This is a genomic window from Gallintestinimicrobium propionicum (assembly GCF_025567525.1).
Lineage (GTDB): Bacteria > Bacillota > Clostridia > Lachnospirales > Lachnospiraceae > Gallintestinimicrobium > Gallintestinimicrobium propionicum.
Window position 1 is genome coordinate 146,530 of sequence record NZ_JAOQJY010000003.1, and the last position, 19,594, is coordinate 166,123.

14 protein-coding genes, 1 tRNA gene, 1 other RNA gene, 1 pseudogene and 1 riboswitch are annotated in these 19,594 nt (G+C 50.1%); of the genes and pseudogenes, 4 read left to right on the forward strand and 13 right to left on the reverse strand.

Annotated features, from left to right (window positions below; genetic code table 11):
* Positions 1-73: 73 nt before the first annotated feature.
* The 3 genes from OCV62_RS03745 to OCV62_RS03755 form a co-directional block, all read right to left on the reverse strand.
* Positions 74-481, reverse strand: coding sequence for an acylphosphatase (locus OCV62_RS03745; protein ID WP_330667222.1), 408 nt, complete (start codon positions 479-481; stop codon positions 74-76).
* Positions 482-580: 99 nt separating this feature from the next.
* Positions 581-1,141, reverse strand: coding sequence for a tRNA adenosine(34) deaminase TadA (gene tadA, locus OCV62_RS03750; RefSeq protein WP_262585185.1), 561 nt, complete (start codon positions 1,139-1,141; stop codon positions 581-583).
* Positions 1,142-1,320: 179 nt separating this feature from the next.
* Positions 1,321-2,478, reverse strand: a complete 1,158-nt coding sequence (locus OCV62_RS03755) for a hypothetical protein (RefSeq protein WP_021914813.1) — start codon at positions 2,476-2,478, stop codon at positions 1,321-1,323.
* Positions 2,479-2,614: 136 nt separating this feature from the next.
* Between OCV62_RS03755 and OCV62_RS03760 the strand changes: the two genes are divergently transcribed.
* The gene (locus OCV62_RS03760; protein ID WP_262585187.1) at positions 2,615-3,163 is read left to right on the forward strand and encodes a spore maturation protein; all 549 of its coding nucleotides are present in this window, start codon (positions 2,615-2,617) and stop codon (positions 3,161-3,163) included.
* A gap of 99 nt (positions 3,164-3,262) precedes the next feature.
* Here OCV62_RS03760 and OCV62_RS03765 read toward each other — a convergent pair whose 3' ends face one another.
* The 7 genes from OCV62_RS03765 to OCV62_RS03795 form a co-directional block, all read right to left on the reverse strand.
* Positions 3,263-3,868 carry a nucleoside recognition protein gene (locus OCV62_RS03765; RefSeq protein WP_262585189.1) on the reverse strand — a complete coding sequence of 202 codons (606 nt, stop codon included), beginning with the start codon at positions 3,866-3,868 and terminating at the stop codon, positions 3,263-3,265.
* Positions 3,869-3,912: 44 nt separating this feature from the next.
* Complete coding sequence (locus tag OCV62_RS03770) at positions 3,913-5,640, reverse strand: glycoside hydrolase family 2 protein (RefSeq protein ID WP_262585191.1); 1,728 nt, start codon at positions 5,638-5,640, stop codon at positions 3,913-3,915.
* Positions 5,641-5,802: 162 nt separating this feature from the next.
* The gene (locus OCV62_RS03775) at positions 5,803-6,912 is read right to left on the reverse strand and encodes a radical SAM protein (RefSeq protein ID WP_330667223.1); all 1,110 of its coding nucleotides are present in this window, start codon (positions 6,910-6,912) and stop codon (positions 5,803-5,805) included.
* 156 nt (positions 6,913-7,068) lie between these two features.
* Positions 7,069-7,331, reverse strand: an RNA gene (ffs, locus tag OCV62_RS03780) — signal recognition particle sRNA large type.
* A 182-nt stretch (positions 7,332-7,513) separates the two neighbouring features.
* Entirely contained in the window at positions 7,514-8,185 is a 672-nt protein-coding gene (locus OCV62_RS03785) for an HAD family hydrolase (protein WP_021914818.1), read from the reverse strand.
* Between the two features lie 12 nt (positions 8,186-8,197).
* Positions 8,198-9,142 (reverse strand): AEC family transporter, encoded by a 945-nt coding sequence (locus OCV62_RS03790; protein ID WP_262585193.1) that lies wholly within the window; start codon positions 9,140-9,142, stop codon positions 8,198-8,200.
* 2 nt (positions 9,143-9,144) lie between these two features.
* The gene (locus tag OCV62_RS03795) at positions 9,145-10,038 is read right to left on the reverse strand and encodes a PHP domain-containing protein (protein ID WP_262585194.1); all 894 of its coding nucleotides are present in this window, start codon (positions 10,036-10,038) and stop codon (positions 9,145-9,147) included.
* Between the two features lie 240 nt (positions 10,039-10,278).
* On the opposite strand from OCV62_RS03795, the gene OCV62_RS03800 reads away from it, so the two are divergent.
* The 3 genes and pseudogenes from OCV62_RS03800 to OCV62_RS03810 all read left to right on the forward strand — a co-directional run.
* Positions 10,279-10,593 carry a hypothetical protein gene (locus OCV62_RS03800; RefSeq protein ID WP_262585196.1) on the forward strand — a complete coding sequence of 105 codons (315 nt, stop codon included), beginning with the start codon at positions 10,279-10,281 and terminating at the stop codon, positions 10,591-10,593.
* A gap of 181 nt (positions 10,594-10,774) precedes the next feature.
* Positions 10,775-10,847, forward strand: a tRNA-Gly gene (locus tag OCV62_RS03805).
* Between the two features lie 271 nt (positions 10,848-11,118).
* Positions 11,119-11,301, forward strand: a riboswitch (cobalamin riboswitch).
* Positions 11,302-11,715: 414 nt separating this feature from the next.
* Positions 11,716-12,936 (forward strand): annotated as a pseudogene (locus OCV62_RS03810) (sirohydrochlorin cobaltochelatase); the annotation flags it as partial.
* A gap of 582 nt (positions 12,937-13,518) precedes the next feature.
* On the opposite strand, the gene OCV62_RS03815 reads toward OCV62_RS03810, so the two are convergent.
* From OCV62_RS03815 to pulA, 3 genes are read right to left on the reverse strand one after another with little or no spacing between them, the layout of a single operon-like run.
* The gene (locus tag OCV62_RS03815; RefSeq protein ID WP_262585198.1) at positions 13,519-15,828 is read right to left on the reverse strand and encodes a glycoside hydrolase family 31 protein; all 2,310 of its coding nucleotides are present in this window, start codon (positions 15,826-15,828) and stop codon (positions 13,519-13,521) included.
* Positions 15,828-17,429 carry a 4-alpha-glucanotransferase gene (malQ, locus tag OCV62_RS03820; protein WP_262585199.1) on the reverse strand — a complete coding sequence of 534 codons (1,602 nt, stop codon included), beginning with the start codon at positions 17,427-17,429 and terminating at the stop codon, positions 15,828-15,830. The genes OCV62_RS03815 and malQ overlap by 1 nt, the downstream gene beginning before the upstream one ends.
* A 12-nt stretch (positions 17,430-17,441) precedes the next feature.
* A complete protein-coding gene (gene pulA / locus OCV62_RS03825; protein WP_262585200.1) occupies positions 17,442-19,532 on the reverse strand; it encodes a type I pullulanase in 2,091 nt (696 codons plus the stop codon).
* Positions 19,533-19,594 lie beyond the last annotated feature (62 nt).

Below are 19,594 nucleotides of genomic sequence, written 5' to 3' on the forward strand. Positions count from 1 at the left end.
CCAACGCCGTTCCGTCCAATGCGGTTTCGCGCGCTGCAGCGTCTTCTGCCCCGATCAGTGGCTCTGCAGCTTTTCACCTGACCTCAAAGCCTTCCTCATAGCAAAGTTCGCGGTCCTCCTCTTCCACAAACTCTACGACAATCCTGCCACGCTGACTGATACGCTCCACAAACGAGTCTACCAATTTGGCCTGTCCCTGCAGCTCTGCTTCCACACGTCCATCCGTTAAATTTTTCACCCAGCCGGTCAGCTGCAGCTCTTTTGCCAGACACAGCGCGCTGTAGCGAAAGCCCACCGCCTGCACGCGTCCTGAAAAATAAATATGCTTTCGGATGCAGCCGGCTTTCTTCAACTGCTCCCGCTCTGTCTCCGAGAGTTCGCTTGCCAACTCTGCATCCCACTCCTCTGCGCATTTCGCTTCTGCAGACGGCTCTGGTTTTCTTCTTCCAGCTCTGGCAAAGAGTCTTTCCCAAAAGTCCATATATTTCCTTTCTCCTTTGTGGTGCGGTCCGGAATATGCCCGTACACAGTCCGTAAGTTCTGCGCTGCGTTCCGACATGTCCGCAGACTGCGTTCTGTCTCAGGTTTTCAACCGTGTCCGCAGACTGCGGAAAAAATCTTTCAGCATCTGGCTGCATTCTTCTTCCAGCACGCCCTTAAACAGGCTGACCTGATGATTAAATGCCGGTTCCTGCAGCAGGTTATAGATTGATCCTGCGCAGCCTGCCTTTGGATTCATGCAGCCGATCATAACCTCCGGAATTCGCGCCTGCACGATGGCTCCGGCACACATCTGGCAGGGCTCCAGCGTCACATACAATGTGCAGTCTTCCAGCCGCCAGTCACCCAGCTTTTTGCTCGCCCGCTTAATCGCTGTGATCTCCGCATGCGCCAGTGTGCTTTTGTCTGTATTTCGTCGATTATAGCCCCTGCCGATCACCTGTCCGTCATGCACGATCACGCAGCCGATTGGCACTTCGCCGAGTGCTGCCGCTTTTTTCGCCTGTCGGATCGCATCCTTCATATATTTTTCATGTATCGGGCGCTTTTCTTCCTGCTCCCGAAGCCACTGATCTTTTTTCGCCTGCTTTGCAGCCTGCCGCGCCGCTTCTTTTTCCTCTTCTGTACGGATTCTTGCCATAATTGCTCCCTGTGTTTCAAATATAAAATGTCAGCTTTTCATGATCTGTACCGAGAACGCCCAGAAATCTGCTGAATGTTTCCAGAAAAAGCATACCAGCCCCTTTTCATTCCCGCAAGTAGGTTTTTGCTGTCTGCCATTTTTCCGATCATTTCTCCCGCCGGTTCGACCACCCTTGCTTAAATCTCCACCCGCTTCATATAATACCCGTAATCGCCCGGCGATGCGGATTCTTTTTCACCCTCAAAGGCTTCGAATCCGAACATTTCCGCCACCATTTTTTCCCGGTCGTAAAAATTGCCGGGCACGCCGATATAATACTGCCATGCATCCTTTTGCCGGATTCTGCCCAGAATCAGATGACGGTAATTATAGTAGCCATGCAGCAGGAAGCTGTTATGTACTAACTTCTGGTATTCCTTGCACAGAACCACAAAATCCTTCGGCGCAATGGAAAGATATTCCCGACTGTCGCGGAACGGATGAATTTCCGGATACATCGTGCACAGCTGCTCCCATTTATCCGCGCTGCAGACCGGCTCACGCGATGGAGAGGACGGCGATTTCGGCGCAGCGGAAGGAAAAGGAATCGTCGGCTCGGACGCTGACACAGATGGCGCTTCCGGAGTGGGCTGCCGCTTCGTTGCCGCGAGCTCCTTCGCCATAGTGGATTGCTCTGTTGCCGCGGGCTCCTTTGACATGGCGGACTGCTCTGTTTCGGCAGGCTCCTTCGCCATAGTGGACTGCTCTGTTGCCGCAGGCTCCTCCGACATGGCGGACTGCTCTGTTTCCGCGGGTTCTTTCGGTGTGGACTGCTTTTCCATCTCGCTGCCGCGCCGCTCCGGATACGGAATAATTTCTCCAGCTCCGGGCTGCCGGGGTGAATTTATCTGCGATGACCGCGCCTCCATCTGTTGGAACGGATCCCCTTGTACCTGCGATTGCTGCTGCAGCTGCAGCGTCTCTTTCTGTGCCGGAATTTCGACCGGTTCGTGCCAGTTTGCAATCAGCATTCTTTTTCCGGACAGTAAAATCCGAAGCTGCGCAGTCTGCTGCCAGCTTTCCTCCCGGCTGTTATCCAATTCGCCCGGCTCCGGCATCCGCCACACCATGCAGCAGTTTCCGTTGCCGCCCTGCAAACTAATCCTTCCGACCGTTCTCTCATGTTCTTCCTGTAACCGAAACTCCCCGCAGTCCTTGCCCGGAAGGTTTTTAACTTTTACTTCCATCCGGTTGTGTCCGTTTTGTTCCTCTATTCTGACAAATCCGGCATTTTTGATTTTTACGCCGTCTTCCAGATAATCCAGATATGCGATTTGTTTTCGATATTCCGCCATGCCTGTCCTCCTTTTTCCATCCCATTCGTTTTTCAGAAAACCTGATAGTAACTTATGCCCCTACTCTGCATTTTATGATTCCTGTTCTGTATGGGTTGGCAAAATCATATACTCCGGTAACAGATATTCCTGCAGAATGGAGCTTTCCATGGCAAATGTTCTCGCACATCTTTCCTCCATCCTCATTCCTGCCGTGATCTTCTTCGTCATCGGCTATGGGTGGATTCATAAATGCAATCTCTACGACGACTTTATAAACGGCGCAGCGGACGGTCTGAAAACGGTCGTCGGCATCGTCCCAACGCTCATCGGGCTGATGATGGCAGTCGGGATTCTGCGGGGCTCCGGGCTGCTGGATCTTCCGGGAAAGCTGCTGCAAAAATACGCCGCTGACAGTTCCATAAGCGGTATGTTCCCGGAGTTTTTCCCACTCATTTTCATCCGCCTGTTTTCTTCTTCCGCGGCGACTGGACTGGTGCTCGATATTTTCAAAACCTACGGGACAGATTCTCTGGCAGGACGCATCACGTCGATTCTGATGAGCTGCACAGAAACCTGTTTTTACACGATGTCTGTTTATTTTATGACGGCGCGCGTTTCCAAATCCAGATATACGCTGGCAGGCGCGCTGCTTTCTACCGCCGTCGGTGTCGTTATGAGCGTGCTGCTGGCATATCTGATGTAAATTTCCACAAAAACAGCGGACAGCTACGCATCGAACGATGTATGACTGCCCGCCTGCAAACTATGCTTCTGTTCAGCATCCAAATGCTATATCAACAATCTATCTCCGATCCATCCCCCTGCAAAAAATCACTGCCGCAAACGTACTGACAAGTGTCGCCAGCACCGCAGGACCGACCACTGCGGCGGGGCTGGCGCTTCCGTACTGGCTGCGATAGGCGATCATGTTGACCGGAATCAGCTGTAGGGACGAAATATTTAAAATCAGGAACGTACACATTTCATTGCTCGCCGTATCTTTTGGAACGTTTTTCAGATACCCCGTCTGTCTCCGTTTTTCTTCCAGCTGTGCAAGATCCTCCATCGCCTTTAAGCCCGCCGGAGTTGCCGCCCAGCCAAGTCCGAGGACGTTTGCAACAATATTGGTGGAAATTGACTCCCGCGCCGGATGATTTTTCGGAATCCGGGGAAATAAAAACGACACAAAAGGGCTGATGCCGCGCGTCAATGCAGCAATCAGCCCCGCCTGCTGTGCGATTTTCATCAGACCTGTCCAAAGTCCCATGATCCCGCACATCGTAATACATAAATCCACAGCTTCCCCGGCACTTTCCAGGGCGGCGTTGGACACCGCCTCCAGATTGCCGGTAAAAGCTCCGTATAAGATTCCAAGAACAATCATTCCTGCCCAGATTGCATTCAGCATCGCGTTACCCGCTTTTCTTTCAGCCTATGCAAAACAGGAAAGCGTTATGCCTCTCCCTCCTCGATCGCAGCTTTGCGGCTGTTGATCCTACGGATAATTTCCATATCGAATTTAGGCTTTCTGCCATAGGTATAAAGACCGTTCATTTCCTGCTCTACATCGTACAGCTGGGTGTAGCAGAAGCCGAACATCTTCGGATTGTCCAAAAGCACATCCGTCAGACCCTTATAACGTGCAAGGAACTCTTCCTCGGTTCTGGGTCCGTCGCCGTAGCCCCAGCTGTCCTTATTCACGCCCTCAACATCCCACTTGATGCCGCCGTACTCGCTGATGAATACCGGAATACCGACAATCTGTTTCTGTCTCGGCGCATGGTTATCCCATGCCAGAATGCCGTCCTTTGCATAGCTCTCATAATGACTTGCGAACTCTTCCGGGTTCTGCTCGTAGTCGTGCAGATCGTAAATATCAGTAATAACATGGAAATTGCCGCTGGTATCGATGCATGGTCTGGTCGTATCGTAGAGCTTCGTCATCCGATAGACAATTGCCAGAAGGTCGTCATCCTGCTTGCGCCCTTCATAATCCCATGTCTCGTTAAACGGGCACCAGCCGATGATCGCCGGATGATTGAAATCCCTTTCAACCGCTTCCATCCATTCAGGCAGGAAGTTTTTCAATCCATCCGGTGCGCTCGGATCCATCCCCCAGTTACCCTGCTCGCCCCATACAAGATAGCCCAGGCGATCGCAATGATACAGGAAACGGGGCTCGAACACTTTTTCATGCAGACGCGCGCCGTTGAAGCCTGCTGCCATCGACAGCTTCACATCGTTTTCCAGCGCTTCATCGGTAGATGCGGTATAAATGCCGTCCGGATAAAATCCCTGATCCAGAACGAGTCTCTGGAACACGGATTTTCCGTTAATCAGCACCTTTTCCCCGGAAATTGTGACATTGCGCAGTCCGAAATAGCTGTGAACAGTATCTTTCCCAAAAGTAATTGTCAAATCATACAGTCTGCCTGCTCCAGCCTCCCACAGATGCACTTCGGAAAGAGGCAGCGTCACAACAACATTTCCGCCAGCAGTTGTGGTTTCCGCCTGGCCACAGCGTCTTCCTTCATAAAACGCTTCTGCGCAGAACGATCCGTCGCCGACAGTCACCGCTTCGATCGTAATCGTGCCTGCTTCCACGTTCGGAAAGAAGCGTGCTTTTTTCACATAATTTTCCGGCACGAACTCAAGCCAAACCGTCTGCCAGATACCGGTGGTTCTGGTGTATTCACAGCCATGGGAATAGTAGAGCCCACTCTGTTTGCCATGGGGCTGTTTGCCGCTTCTCAAATCGTCCTCTGCGTATACGGCGATATCGTTTGCACCGGCCTGTACATAAGCCGTGATATCGAATGTAAAAGAGGTATAACCGCCTTTATGCCGTCCAACCTCTGTTCCGTTGATCCATACGCGCGTATCATAATCCACCGCGCCAAAATGCAACAGAACGCGTCCTTTTACCTCCACTTCGGTCAGTTCTACGGTCTTATGATACCATACGGCATCCATGTAATCCTTATAGCCGATTCCGCTCAGATCGCTTTCCGGGCAAAACGGAACGATGATCTTTTTCTCCCAATCCTTCTTTTCATAAAAACAACGGTCTACGCCGCTTTTACCAAAGTCGAAAGAAAAATCCCATTCTCCGTTTAAGTTTTTCCATGTGCTTCTTTCCCACTGAGGAAGCGGATGCTCCGGTCTGGGCATTGTGTTCATAATGATAGTTCCTCCTTTTATAAATCCCCTGCTCTGTTGTTGTGCCTGAAAAAGGAATATTTTTCCGGCATCTGTTCTTTTTCAGAATACACTCACACAAGCCTCCGAACAATCAAGAAAACACCATAAATCCCTGTAAAATTGCACAATCCTCTTTTTCCGTCAGATGCCCTCGCCATCAAATGCAGGAATAAAGCTTTCCTGCGCCGTTTCCTGATCCTGAATAAATCCGTTTTCGATTCCGTTTTCTATCGCGAAATCAATCAGAGTTTCGTATTCGTCCTCCGTCAGACGGCGCTGCAGACCTGTCAGGCAGGCTTGTGCAGATTCAGGCTGCGCTGCGCTTTTCTCCCGCAAGGGCTCTGGCGCCGCCAACTTCTTCTGCGTAAGCTTTGGCAGCGTCTTCTCCAGCACAGACGGAATCGGCGTGTACTGATTCATCAGACTGATATAAATCCGCTCCCCATAGGTTTTTAACAGATAGGAAAGCACTCTCTTCGAATCTGCCTCCTGTCCCGGCAGGGCGAGATGCCGCACGATAACGCCTTTTTTCATTAAAAATTCTGCGTCCTCGTCGGCTTCTTCACATGCATCATTCATCTGCGCCGCTAAAAGCAGCGTCCCATCCGGCGCTGCAAAAACCGGCTCGCCGACCTGTCTGACCATCTCTGCAATCGCCGCTGTTGCTGTTTCAAAATAATCCGGCGCATTCGAAAGCAGCCCGGAAAGCGCTGCAGATTCATATTTCAGATCGGGCAGATAAATATCCACAAGCCCGTCCAGCAGCTGCAGCGTGCTGACTTTTTCATAAGAGGAGGTATTGTATACAATCGGGATCCGCAATCCTTCCCGCTTTGCCGCCCGCAGCGCCGGAACAATCAGCGGTACAAAATGCGTCGGTGTCACGAGGTTGATGTTGTTCGCGCCCTTTTCCTGCAGTTCCAGAAAAATTTCTTTCAGCCGTTCCACCGAAATTTCCCGTCCGGCTTCTCCTGCCGCAATATCATGGTTCTGGCAAAACACGCACCGCATCGAGCAGCCGCCAAAAAACACTGCACCCGAACCTGCCGTGCCCGAGATGCACGGTTCTTCCCAGTAGTGCAGCGCTGCTCTTGCCGCCCGCAGCGTCCCCGTCTGCAGGCAGTAGCCGATCTGCCCCGCCATACGATTGACGTGGCAGTTACGCGGACAGAGTGTGCAGTCTGTCAGCAGCTTTTCCAGATTTTCCGGCAACGGTAGCGTCCCGCTGTTATCCTTTTTGATCGTTTCCACGTTTTATTTCCTCTTTCTCTTCGTCTTGATACAATTCCATTCCCGGGAATGAAAAACGAGTGAACTATAACTAAAAAACGCCCGGAGAAATTCTCTTCCTCCGGACGCCCATATTCTTCCGGGCTTCTCCCGAAAGACTGTTCTCTTTTTCAAAGACCGTGCGGCACGCTTCGAACCGAAACCCATATCCGTTACCTTTACAGTTAACTCCGCCAGGCACCCTTGCGGCACACGGGAATTTCTGTTTAGTGCTGCTTTGTTCCCAACCTGACACGGTTCACAGACACCCGTTGCGCAAGACCCAAACTTCATCGCCACTTGTAAAGGGCAGCAATATGAGCCAAAAGCCCTCGGCGTACCATCACCCCTGCTATAGCGGATTTCAGGTTCAGGGGGCCGCTGCTCCCCCGGCTGCACGGTGGTTACAGTATAATCATTTTCCTGAGATTTGTCAATGAGATTCCGTTCACTCATGGCTTCGTCTGCAAAAGAAGAGGCGATTCGCGACAATAGAATGTTTGCGGAGTGCGTATTCTATTGTACTACAAATGCTACAGGTGAACTGTACCCTCCATGCTGCATTGCACCGAACTTCTCTACTCTACGCGAGCAGTTCGATCAGTTCCTTCACTTCCAGCAAATCCTGCACACAGTAATCATAAATCTGACGAATTTCCTCGTCCGGCTGTACCATATCCGGCACCATAACCGCCGTCATTCCCGCAGCCGCAACCGCACGGATTCCGTTAAAAGAATCCTCGATTCCCATCGCATTTTCCGGCAAAACGCCGACTACCTCACAGGCTTTTAAATAAATATCCGGCTCCGGCTTACTTTTTTCCACCATATCACCGGAAACAATTTCCTGAAAATATCCGCTAAGGCCGGTGCGCTCCAGATGCTTTCTGACAAGCGGGCCTTTCGTAGACGATGCGATCGCCGTTTTGATCTGCTTTTCCTTCAGATATTCCAGCAGCTCCCTTACACCCTTTTTAATTGGAAGTTCCCGTTCCAGACTCTCCTGAAACAACGCCATAAACCGTTCCCGATATTTTTCATAGGGAAAGGTTCCATTCGGATACCAGGGCTCCTCCGTCTCCATAATATGTCTGCGAAGTGATGCTTCATTTCGTCCGCAGCCGCCATAGACTGCTTCCTCCGCCAGCGTGAGTCCCAGCTGCTTTGCCGCCTCAAAACAGCATTCGCAGCTCATTCGCTCCGTATCGAACAGAACGCCGTCCATATCAAAAATTACCGCTTCCAGCTTTTTCATTTTAATCCTCCATCACACCAGTCCCATTGTCCGGAAAATAAACAGCCATCCAGTCATCGTCAACGCAGAAAACAATGTTGTCAAAACAACGACGCTGGATGTCAGCGTGCCGTCGTGTCCCATATTTTTCGCCATAACAAAGCAGCTCACCGTGCTGGCAGAGCCGAGCATCACGATCAGAGCAATCAGATGCTCATGTGTATAGCCGAGCATCACGCCAATTGGAAGAAAAATTGCCGCCAGACCGATCAGCTTGATAAAGGTTGCAACAATCGCCGGTTTGATTTTTCCGGCAGCCTGCTTTAAATCGAACGAAGCACCCAGCGCCATCAAACCAAGCGGGGTCGCCAGAACGCCGACATTGGAAACCGTTTTGTCCAGAATTTTCGGCATCGGAAGGCGCAGTCCCGACCAGATCATACCGGCTAAAATACCGAGTATAATCGGGTTTGTTACAATTCCCTTTCCTGTCTTTAAAAGCAGCGCCTTGTCCACTTTTCCGCGCTCCGGCTTTAAAATCGACAGAATAACGACTGCCATCACATTGTAAAGCGGCACGGTTCCGATAATCATCAGCGGCGCCATTCCGGCGTTTCCATAAATGTTCTGAATGATCGCGATTCCCATCAGCGCCGCGCTGCTCCGGTAAGACGCCTGCACGAACTCGCCCTGAATGGATTTATCCTTTAATAAGAGGGAAATCAGGTAACAGATCCCGATTCCGAGAAATGTTGCAGCAAAACAGTACGCAACATAACCCATATCCCAGACTTCCGCAAGGTCAACTGTCGCCAGATCTTCAAACAGAAGCGCCGGCAAAGCCACCTGAAAGACAAATTTGTTAAGGCGTTTTGTAAAAAGCTCGTCTATCCAGCCGATTTTCTTAAACAGACACCCCAGCATCATCGTCAGAAAAATCGGTACCGTCGCATTCAGACAAAAAAGGAGATTTTCCATTCTTATAAAACCGCCTTTCCGGTCAGGTAAAAGTTCGACCATGCCCGGTTCCCTACAGCATCCTTTAATTCTACCCTTACAAACGTTTCATGCGGTTGGATCTCATAAACGGCTTCTTCCACGCATTCCCCGACTGTCGCGCGATCGTCCGACCATACCGCATCCGTGAAAAAGACGATTTCCTTCACCGGCGTGCTGTGCACGATCAGACTGTTATCCTTTTTCTCAATCCAAAAACGCGGCCCCTGGGATGCATAAAAACGCCCCTGAGCAATCGCTTCCAGGATTGCATCGCGGCTCAGCTCATCCGCCTGCACCATCAGGTAAGATTTTGTTTCGTCGCCTGTGTACTGATGCGCGTCGTCCGCTGCCATGCAGGGCAGCACATATCCCTGCGCTGCCAATTCATCCAGGATGATACCCGAATAGGGTCTGCAGTTCCACGGCACACCCGACGTCGTATTATAAATCTCGCAGCCGTCCAGATCTTTTAACAGGCGCACCTCGCTCGCCCGGTTCATCGACCATGCCGGATGCGCCAGAATTGCAATGCCTCCGGCTTCATGAATCCGATCGATCATCAGCTGCGCCTGCTTTTCTTGTAATTCCGGTCCTTTTTCCAGCTTCGGCTCCTTCTGCATACCGATTCCGACGACATGATAAATGCCGTCCCTGACATTGTTGCCAACGTCATATTCTGCCCCGCTCAAAAGCAGAAAATTTTCCTCCTGGCGCTCTTCTCCCATAAACCAATGATCCGTCAGGGCAAGAAAGTCGTAGCCTTCCTCCCGATACAGTCCGATAACTTCTTCCGGCGACAGACGGCCGTCAGAATTGGTGGAATGAGTATGGAGATTTCCTTTATACCATTTTTTCCCGAATTGATCTGTTATCATAGATTCTTTTGTTCCCCTTTTCTTTTTGCTTCGATCCGTGCTCCCACACCGGGAGCCTCGTCATGTGATTCCCGTTTGAACACTTTTCATGCTCTCATCGTAGTGTAGCATGACGATTTTTGATCTGCAAGTCCTGCTTTCCTGTTCCGTCGTATCTTCCTGATACCTGCCTTGCATCTTTCTCCTGTTTTGCTTATAATAGGGATGAATACGTCCCCATTATTCGTTTTAGGAGGCACTATGGATTTGAAAGACCTTTACAAAGAACTGGAAAAAGATAACGCTGCCCAGATCATTCTCGCCCTCTCAAAGCTCTACAACCAACTGCGCCAGCAGCGGCTGGTCAAATGGGTAGAAGCCTATCCGGAATACTGGCACATGCTCTGTAATCCTGCTTCCCCGGAAACGGCCCGAAGCGTTACGCCCGAAATCGCCGAGCAGGTAATGAAAACACTGCAGGAATACGATCAGACCGAGCTGCAGATGGTCTGGCTCTTCCGCTATGGAACGCTGCTCGATGTTTTCGGAAATGCTACGGATGAAAAGATACAATAGAATGCACGCTCTGCGAGCATTCTATTGTCATGAATAAAAAACGGCGCATATTTTCCCAAAATTTTGCTATTCTATTTTCTTCCAAAATAAATTTGAATTTTTTTACGAAAAAGCTTGCCAAGCAGAAGAAACTGTGTTATTATAATTTTCGTCGCTGAGATACATCAGCGAGAGAGAAAATGCGACAGTAGTACAGTTGGTAGTACGCCACCTTGCCAAGGTGGAGGTCGCGGGTTCGAGCCCCGTCTGTCGCTCTTCTAAAAAGACAGTATACAATAGAATGCACGCTTTGCGAGCATTCTATTGTCATGAATAAGCGGTTTCCGAGGATTCGGAAGCCGCTTATTTTTCGCATTTTCCATCAATAACAACGTTCCGAAAATCATATTCCATCTTTCCTCTCATTTCTGCGCACACTTTTTGCGCATACCGAGTTTGCGTCAAGTGCACGCAGACACAAATCTCGTTCTTCCCTCACATTGACAACTAACTGTAGGAATGCTAGAATAATTTGGCATAAGGCATAATTGAATAAATGCGTAAGGTGTCAGACCATATGCGTCTGGTGAAAAGGGAAGCGGGTGCAAATCCTGCGCGAACTCGTCACCGTGATTCGCAAGCGACGGCTTATTACCACTGGGAGACCGGGAAGGGAGCCGAAGCGTCAGAGCGTTCAGTCGGGAGACCTGCCTTTCGCAGTACAGGAATGAAAAGTTACCGTTCACCCGCGACATTCGCAAAACCCGCGTCTTCGACGCTCTCCGCTGCTTCGCAGCTCATTTTTGCTTACAAAACGGTACGAGTGAACGGTAACAATGAAAATTCATGCCACGAGAAACTGGCAGTACGAAATCTGCAAAATCAGAAACACTTCTGGTTTTATTTTGTTGCGCTCCGAGATTCGAAGCTATGGCTCCGCGCTATAGAGTTGATTCAGCGATCCAACTTTGCACATTTCGCCTTTCTTCTCTTTTTTCAACGGCATCTGAACGAAAATTTCCCGTATCACTCATTTATCGCCATATTCACACACTGTTGGGACAAAATTTTATTGTCCTCTGATACCGGATTGCCCGACGCCCGTCGTTTCTGCAATCCGAACCCATTCCCAAGGAGGAACTTATGAAAAAGAAACTGATCGTACTGATGTTATCCATGTCAATGACTGCTGCGCTGGTTTCCGGATGTGGCTCTACAGCTGAAACCGCTGTGGAATCCACCGCCACTGAAACTGTGCAGGAAACTGCGACAGAAGCGGAAACCGCTGACGCAGAATCTGACCAGGAAGCCGCAGACAAAGTAGCCGCCCTGATCGACCAGATCTATGTTCAGGAAAGAAACGATAACACCGATGAACAGTGTGCCGAAGCAAAGGCAGCATGGGATGCACTGACGGATGCTCAGAAAGAACTGGTAGAAGGCGAAAACGCCGATCCCGATTATTTCGGCAGAGATACCGGCGACGCTTCCAAGGATGACCCGTTAAATGCAGATGAGATCGGGGAAAACGAGCTGCTTGTTGTAAGCTTTGGTACTTCCTTTAACGACAGCCGTGCAGAGGATATCGGCGGCATCGAAAAAGCACTGCAGAAAGCATATCCCGACTGGTCCGTAAGACGTGCATTTACTGCGCAGATCATCATCAACCATGTGCAGGCACGGGATGGTGAAAAAATCGATAATATGGATCAGGCACTGCAGCGTGCTGTTGATAACGGTGTAAAGAATCTGATCGTACAGCCTACTCATCTGATGCACGGTGCAGAATATGACGAACTGAGCGAAGCGGTTGCAAGCTACAGCGACAAGTTTGAATCCGTATCCATCGCCGAGCCTCTTCTGGGTGAAGTGGGCTCTGCAGACGATTCCGTAAACAGTGATAAAGAAGCGGTTGCAAAGGCAGTTACAGCAGAGGCAGTAAAAACTGCAGGCTACGAAAGCCTTGACGCTGCAAAGGAAGACGGAACTGCTTTCGTATTCATGGGACACGGAACCTCTCATACCGCAAAAATCAGTTACAGCCAGATGCAGAACCAGATGAATGCCCTCGGATATGACAATGTATTCATCGGCACTGTAGAGGGCGAACCTGAAGATACTGCATGCGAAGCAGTGATCGAAAAGATTCAGGAAGCCGGCTACAAGAAAGTAATTCTCCGTCCTCTGATGGTTGTTGCCGGCGACCATGCAAACAATGATATGGCTGGCGACGATGATGACTCCTGGAAGAGCCAGTTCGAAGCCTCCGGCGTATTTGACAGCATTGAAACCCAGATCGCCGGTCTTGGACAGATCCCTGTCATCCAGGATTTATATGTTTCCCACACACACGCTGCTATGGAAGAGCTCGGCACATCGGCTGCATCCAACTCTGACACTACAGATGCTGTCCTGGAAGATGGAACCTATGAAGCAGAGTTCAAAACTGACAGCGGCATGTTCCATGTAAATGAAGCAAACGACGGAAAAGGTGTCCTGACTGTAAAAGATGGACAGATGTCCATTCACATCAGCCTGACCTCCAAAAACATCGTAAACCTGTTTGTCGGCAAGGCTGCTGACGCCAAAAAGGATGGTGCAGAGCTTTTACAGCCCACCACTGATACCGTAACCTACGATGACGGCACGACCGAAGAAGTAAACGGATTTGACGTTCCGGTAAAAGCGCTGGATAAAGACTTCGACCTCGCCCTGATCGGAACCAAGGGAAAATGGTACGATCATACCGTCAGCGTTACCAACCCGGTAAAGGTTGACTAAAACCCAAGCCTGCTCCGACAAAACACACTAAGTTTATACAAGCATTAGAATTCCCGTAAAGTGTGCATTCTAATGTCATGAATCCAAAAAGACCGCAGAACCCGTACAAACAATGTGCACGTTCTGCGGTCTTTTTTGTTTTCTATGAACCCTGTAGAGCGTTTTTTACAGTTCTACACAGCATGCGCCGTCCTTCAGCTCAGCCTCAAAGGTCTTTCCAAGGCAATGAACCTGTACGCGCTGATAATGCTTTTCATAGCCATCATGAACACAGGATACGGTCAGCTTTCCGTCTTTGAGTTCGCAGTGATACTGATTGTATACACCATCGCGGTATGCAAAGCTTTCGCCGTCGTCCTGGAAATGATCCCAGCTTCCTTCTCCGGGATACACCTCCAGCATCAGCACCTGATTGGTATCCTTCTCGCCCACGTAATTCTGCTTCGGCCATACCGGCAGCACTGCGCCTGCTTTTACATAGAGCGGGCAGGTATCCAGCGGAGCATCCCGCAGGATCCACTGTCCCTGATCGCCGGAAATCTTTTCACCTGTCCAGTAGTCATACCAGGTTCCTGCAGGCAGATAAACCATCTTCTTGCGATCGCCCTGGGTTACAACAGGCGCAGCGAGCAGATTCGGGCCTGCCAAAAATTCTGTATTGCACTCCTTTGCTACTTCATCCTTTTCATAATGAAGCACCAGGGAACGCATGATCGGCAGTCCGGTCTTCTCTCCGGTAAAGAACAGGTCATAATAATACGGGATCAGATGATATCGAAGCTGCGCTGCTTTCCGGTAAATATCCACGGTTTCCTGATCGAATCTCCAGGGCTCCTGATACCGTGTTCCGATCGCGGAATGATTTCGGAATAACGGAGAGAAGCATCCAACCTCTACCCAACGGCACATCAGCTCTTTTGTACAATCCGAACCGAAACCGCCCACGTCTGTACCGACAAAGGACATTCCGCTCATACCAAGGTTGCACAGCTGCGGGATCGCCATCTGCAGATGCGCCCAAATGCTGTGATTGTCGCCTGTCCATGCTGTGCTGTATTTCTGCGTGCCGGCATAGCAGGCTCTCGTGATGACAAACGGACGTCTGCCGTCCCGCTGCTTTAAGCCCTCGTAGGTTGCCTTTGCCATGTTATGACCATAAACGTTGTGCATTCTCGCGTGGTCGCTCTTTTCGTCCTCATCGGTAAACACAACGTCCTGCGGCAGCTCCCCGCGGAAGCTTGCCGGCTCATTCATATCATTCCATACGCCGCGTACGCCTTTATCTACAAGGAACTGCTGATTCTCGCCCCACCAGTCACGCACTTCTTTTTTGCCAAAATCCGGATAAACCGCATCTCCCGGCCATACTGCATTGACATAGATCTCACCCTCCGGCGTCGTTGCAAAATAGCCGTTCTCCACACCTTTGTCGTAAACAGAATATCCCTCTTCCAGCTTTACACCAGGATCAATGATGGTTATGATCTTGATGCCGTCCTTCGCCAGATCTGCGATCATCTTTTCCGGATCCGGATAACGTTCCTTATCTGGTGTCCAGGTAAATACCTTGTAGTGATCCATATAATCGATATCCAGATGAATGGCATCGCAGGGGATTCCGCACTCTCTCATGTGGGAAACAACATCCCGGATTTCTTCCTCAGACATATAGCTCCAGCGGCACTGATGATAGCCCAGGGTCCACTTCTGCGGAACCGGAACCGTACCTGTCAGATAAGTATAATTGCCAAGCACCTCCGGCATACTCTCGCCGGCGATCAGATAATAATCCAGATTGCCGTCTGCAGCACCATACCAGTAATATTCCTCCGATTCCTTGCCCATATCAAAGCAGGATCTGTAGGTGTTATCATAGAACAGGCCAAACACTGCATTTTTATGTAAGGTAATAAAAAACGGAATAGATTTGTAGAGGGACTTGAAATTGTCCATCTGCGGAGCCGGATCATCCGTATTCCACATCACATATTCATAGCCGCGCTTGTCCATAAAGCCGGTCTTATCACCAAGTCCGTAAAAGGCTTCGTCACCCTCAAGCTGCTTGACAACCTCTACCGCTTCCGTGCGCTGCTCCTCTACACTGTGTCCCTCTGCTTCTTTTAATGCCTTCAGTTCATCACTCAGACCAGCGCAGATCTTTCTGCTGCCCCGGTAGTCCCGGCACAAAACGGTGCCGTCCGCTTTATAAAAATCGACCTTGAAATCATCGTAAATCCGTGCAGTCACTGCATCTGTGGAAATTTCTACTGCACCGTCTGCTTCTGCCGCCGTAAAATCAACTGCAACAGACTTGTCTCCCTCAATGGCCTTAGAGCGATGCTCTTCACTCACCACTCCCGAAAATACATTAAAAATCTCCGGTGTGAGGATCTCCACGCGTCCCGTTCGTTTCTCAAACTGAAAAACAACACGATTGCCCTGCTTTTCCCAACTGCATAATTTTCCGAATTCCATCAGTCTTTTGCCTCCTTTACAGAACTGTCTTTTTTCTGCTTGGGTTCTGTTTCTGTCTCTTTTTCTTCTTCCGGATCCTTCGGTTTTTCATCCTCCTGCAGATCTTCCCACTTCACTCTGCCGTAAACAATATTCTGCTTGCGGATAGAATCTGCCAGCGCCTTTGTCAGGTCACTCTTTATCAGTCTCCAGCGCCAGTTCGTACCGAGCGTTGACGGGAAATTGATTCTTGCGCTGTTATCCAGTCCCAGATAGTCCTGAATTGGAATGATACAGGTATCCGCCACAGAAGCGATGGTGGTACGAACCAGCTCGGATGCCAAAACCTGTTTGCTCTCTGTAGGACGGTTTAAGTATGCCCGCACCATCTGAACCTCTTCCGGCTTAATGCTGGACAGCCAGCCCAGGATCGTCTCATTGTCATGGGTGCCAGTATAAGCTACGCAGTTATGCTCATAATTATGCGGCAGATAATCACCCGCGCCGCTGGAATCTCTGGAATCGAATGCAAATTCCAGAACCTTCATATTCGGATAGCCGCTTTCCTTTACCATTCTGCGGACAGTATCCGTCACATAGCCCAAATCCTCTGCGATAATAGGTTTTTCACCGAGACGTGCCTTGATCGCCTGAAACAGCTCAATACCCGGACCTTTTTCCCAGTGACCATTCACCGCGGTTTTGTCCTTTGCAGGGATGGAGAAATATTCATCAAAGCCTCTGAAATGGTCGATTCTGACAACGTCATACAGTCTAAAGCACCAGGAGATCCGTGTTATCCACCAGTCATAGCCGGTATTTCTGTGATGATCCCAGCGATACAGCGGATTGCCCCACAGCTGTCCATCTGCAGAAAATCCATCGGGAGGACAACCTGCAACTGCGGCGGGTTTTCTCTCCTGATCCAGCTGGAACATCTCAGGATGTGCCCAGACGTCCGCGCTGTCATATGCCACATAGATCGGAATGTCACCAATGATCTTCAGTCCCTTATCATTGGCATATTTTTTAAGTTTCTGCCACTGTGTAAAAAACAGATACTGAAGCCATACATAAAAGCCGATTTCTTTAGAATAGTTGGTCTTGTAATACCACATCGCATTATCCCAGCGATAGCGAATATCCTCTGCCCACTGATCCCAGCTGTTTCCGTCAAAAATATCCTTCACTGCCATGAACAGGCCATAGTCATCCAGCCACCAGGCATTTTCTGTCCAGAATGCTGTAAACTTCGGGTCAGGCTTCTCCAGGCTTCTCTCATATGCCAGCTTTAAGAGCGGCATTCTGTTTTCATACAGTTTTCCATAATCAATATCTCTGGCCGCTTTGCCGCAATCGCAGGCTTCTACCTCTTTTCTGGTCAGAAACCCGGCTTCCACCAGCTCCTCCAGATCAATAAAATACGGGTTGCCCGCATACGTAGAAAAGGACTGATACGGGGAGTCCCCATAGCTTGTCGGTCCCAGCGGCAGGATCTGCCAATACTGCTGTCCTGCCAGCTTCAAAAAATCCACCCATTCATATGCTTCCTTGGAAAAGCAGCCGATCCCGTGCGGAGACGGAAGACTGAATACCGGAAGCAGCACACCGCTTGTTCTCATACCTGTTCCCTCTTATCTTCCTAATATTGTAATAGACACCGGTTCTGCCCATACAGAACCTTCCAGCTCTTTTATCTGCTCTAATTTCGTGTCCTCTTTTATTTTAAACCGTGTTCCATCTGTAAGCAACTGCCACTTGCCCTCCAAGGCAAAATAATTTTCAGAAGGCTCCTGTTCCGGATCAGAACATTTCCCGCCCGGAAGTCGAAATTCCACAGCTTCCTTATTCGCGTTGTAAATGATAAACAGCTCCTGCCAGGGCGCAACGTTGTCTGTGAGGACGCTTTCTGCTGCAGCCTCCGGCTCAGCCCCTGTCCGGATGGTAAAGGCTACGCAGCCTTCCGGTGCGTCCACAAAGGAGATCTGATCCAGCACCTCCAGGCTTCTCTGCCTCCATGCCGGAAAACTCTTTCGCAGCAGGATCAGACCGCGGTAAAACTCCGCCAAATCCCGGTATTCATGCATCCGGGTCCAGTCTAGCTGATTCACCTTCGCCGCGGAGCGATAGCTGTTGTCGTCACCGTATTTCGTACGCGCCGCTTCCTCTCCCGCCTGTAAAAACGCAATCCCCAGGCAGGTAAAATAAATTCCCGCGGCAAGACGGTTCTGCGCCAGAGCTGCTTCATTGTATGCGCCAAAATCCGGCTCCATGCTGTCCGTCAGCGTATGCACCAGCTTGTCCCACAGCGTATAATTGTCATGGGCTGAGACATAGGAAACAGACTGGTGTGCAGACGATGGCTGATAACCGCCCATTCCGTCACAGAATCCCAGCACACTGGAACGAATCTGAGTCTCCAGTCCCTTTGCTCCGTTGACAAATCCAGTCTCCTTGACTTCAAAAACACTGCCCTTAATGCTGTCCCGAATATCATCATTGAAAAATCCGATTCGGTCAGACAAAAGGGCTGCGTTGCATTTCAGCGCCTGCTCATAGCCTGGCTGAATCGCAGTCTTGCCTGCCGTCCACGGTTCGCCGTACATCAGAATTTCTTTTCCGCCCGGCAGGCAATCCAGTGCCGCACGGATCTCATTCATTGTCTCCGTATCATGCAGTCCCATCAGATCGAACCGGAATCCATCCACATGATATTCCTTTACCCAGTAGCAAATACAGTCAATCATATATCTGCGATACATCCTTCTCTCACTTGCAGTATCGTTGCCGCATGCGGAGCCGTCTGAAAAGCTGCCGTCTGCCTCCTGTCTGTAAAAATAATACGGAACAGTTTTCTGGAAAACAGAGTCTATGCTGAATGTATGGTTATACACCACATCCATGATCACCCGGATTCCCGCGCGATGCAAGGCCTGGATCATTTCACGGCATTCCCGCACCCGTACTTCTCCATGATACGGATCGGTCGCATAGGAGCCTTCCGGTACAAAATAGTTCATCGGATCGTACCCCCAGTTATACTGGAGCTTCTTTCCGGTTTCATCTACCGAACCATAATCATACATCGGTAATATCTGGACATGAGTGACACCCAGCCATTTCAGCCAGCTCATGCACGTCGGGTTTCCTGTATTTCCATCCAGACAGGTATCCTTTTCTGAGAACGCTTTATATTTCCCTCGATTTTCTTCCGAAACACCGCTTTGGGGATCGTGGGAAAAATCGCCTACATGCACTTCCCAGACAACGGGTGCCGGAGCCTTTGGCAGCTTCTCCTGATCCTTGTCCCAGCCCTCCGGCTCAGCTTTTTTCAGATCGATCACCATACTGCGCTGTCCATTTACTCCGGCGGCCTTTGCGTAAGGATCTGCAGTTTCCCGTGTCTGACCGTCCGCCGTTACCAGCCAGGTATAATAAACACCTGAAAGATCTCCGTTTTTATGCACACGGAAAACGCCTTTTTCTGTGCGTACCGCTTCTGTCCGGTCAAAGGGCTCTGCTGCACCCTCCTCTGCGCTTCCTGCCCGATACAGCAAAAGCTCTGCCCGCTCTGCCGTCGGGGCCCAGAGTGCAAAGTCTGTCCCCTGCGTCTGATAAACCGCCCCAAGGTCATCGCCCCCATATTCATAGGCTTCTTCAAATTCCTGCGAAGAAAACAGCTCTCGCCATTCCCCCGGCGTCCGTTTCTGTGTTACATTTTCCATTTTCCTGCTCCTCCTGATCAAAATTGCTGTCATTCTCTAAAAACCGTACATAAAATAACCGG

What these genes read in the sequence shown, in the direction of transcription:
- OCV62_RS03815 (WP_262585198.1), bottom strand. Translation starts at nt 15,828, where the DNA reads ATGGAATTCGGAAAATTATGCAGTTGGGAAAAGCAGGGCAATCGTGTT.
- OCV62_RS03795 (WP_262585194.1), bottom strand. Translation starts at nt 10,038, where the DNA reads ATGATAACAGATCAATTCGGGAAAAAATGGTATAAAGGAAATCTCCAT.
- OCV62_RS03765 (WP_262585189.1), bottom strand. Translation starts at nt 3,868, where the DNA reads ATGCTGAATGCAATCTGGGCAGGAATGATTGTTCTTGGAATCTTATAC.
- OCV62_RS03745 (WP_330667222.1), bottom strand. Translation starts at nt 481, where the DNA reads ATGGACTTTTGGGAAAGACTCTTTGCCAGAGCTGGAAGAAGAAAACCA.
- OCV62_RS03790 (WP_262585193.1), bottom strand. Translation starts at nt 9,142, where the DNA reads ATGGAAAATCTCCTTTTTTGTCTGAATGCGACGGTACCGATTTTTCTG.
- OCV62_RS03800 (WP_262585196.1), top strand. Translation starts at nt 10,279, where the DNA reads ATGGATTTGAAAGACCTTTACAAAGAACTGGAAAAAGATAACGCTGCC.
- pulA (WP_262585200.1), bottom strand. Translation starts at nt 19,532, where the DNA reads ATGGAAAATGTAACACAGAAACGGACGCCGGGGGAATGGCGAGAGCTG.
- tadA (WP_262585185.1), bottom strand. Translation starts at nt 1,141, where the DNA reads ATGGCAAGAATCCGTACAGAAGAGGAAAAAGAAGCGGCGCGGCAGGCT.
- OCV62_RS03770 (WP_262585191.1), bottom strand. Translation starts at nt 5,640, where the DNA reads ATGAACACAATGCCCAGACCGGAGCATCCGCTTCCTCAGTGGGAAAGA.
- OCV62_RS03760 (WP_262585187.1), top strand. Translation starts at nt 2,615, where the DNA reads ATGGAGCTTTCCATGGCAAATGTTCTCGCACATCTTTCCTCCATCCTC.
- malQ (WP_262585199.1), bottom strand. Translation starts at nt 17,429, where the DNA reads ATGAGAACAAGCGGTGTGCTGCTTCCGGTATTCAGTCTTCCGTCTCCG.
- OCV62_RS03755 (WP_021914813.1), bottom strand. Translation starts at nt 2,478, where the DNA reads ATGGCGGAATATCGAAAACAAATCGCATATCTGGATTATCTGGAAGAC.
- OCV62_RS03785 (WP_021914818.1), bottom strand. Translation starts at nt 8,185, where the DNA reads ATGAAAAAGCTGGAAGCGGTAATTTTTGATATGGACGGCGTTCTGTTC.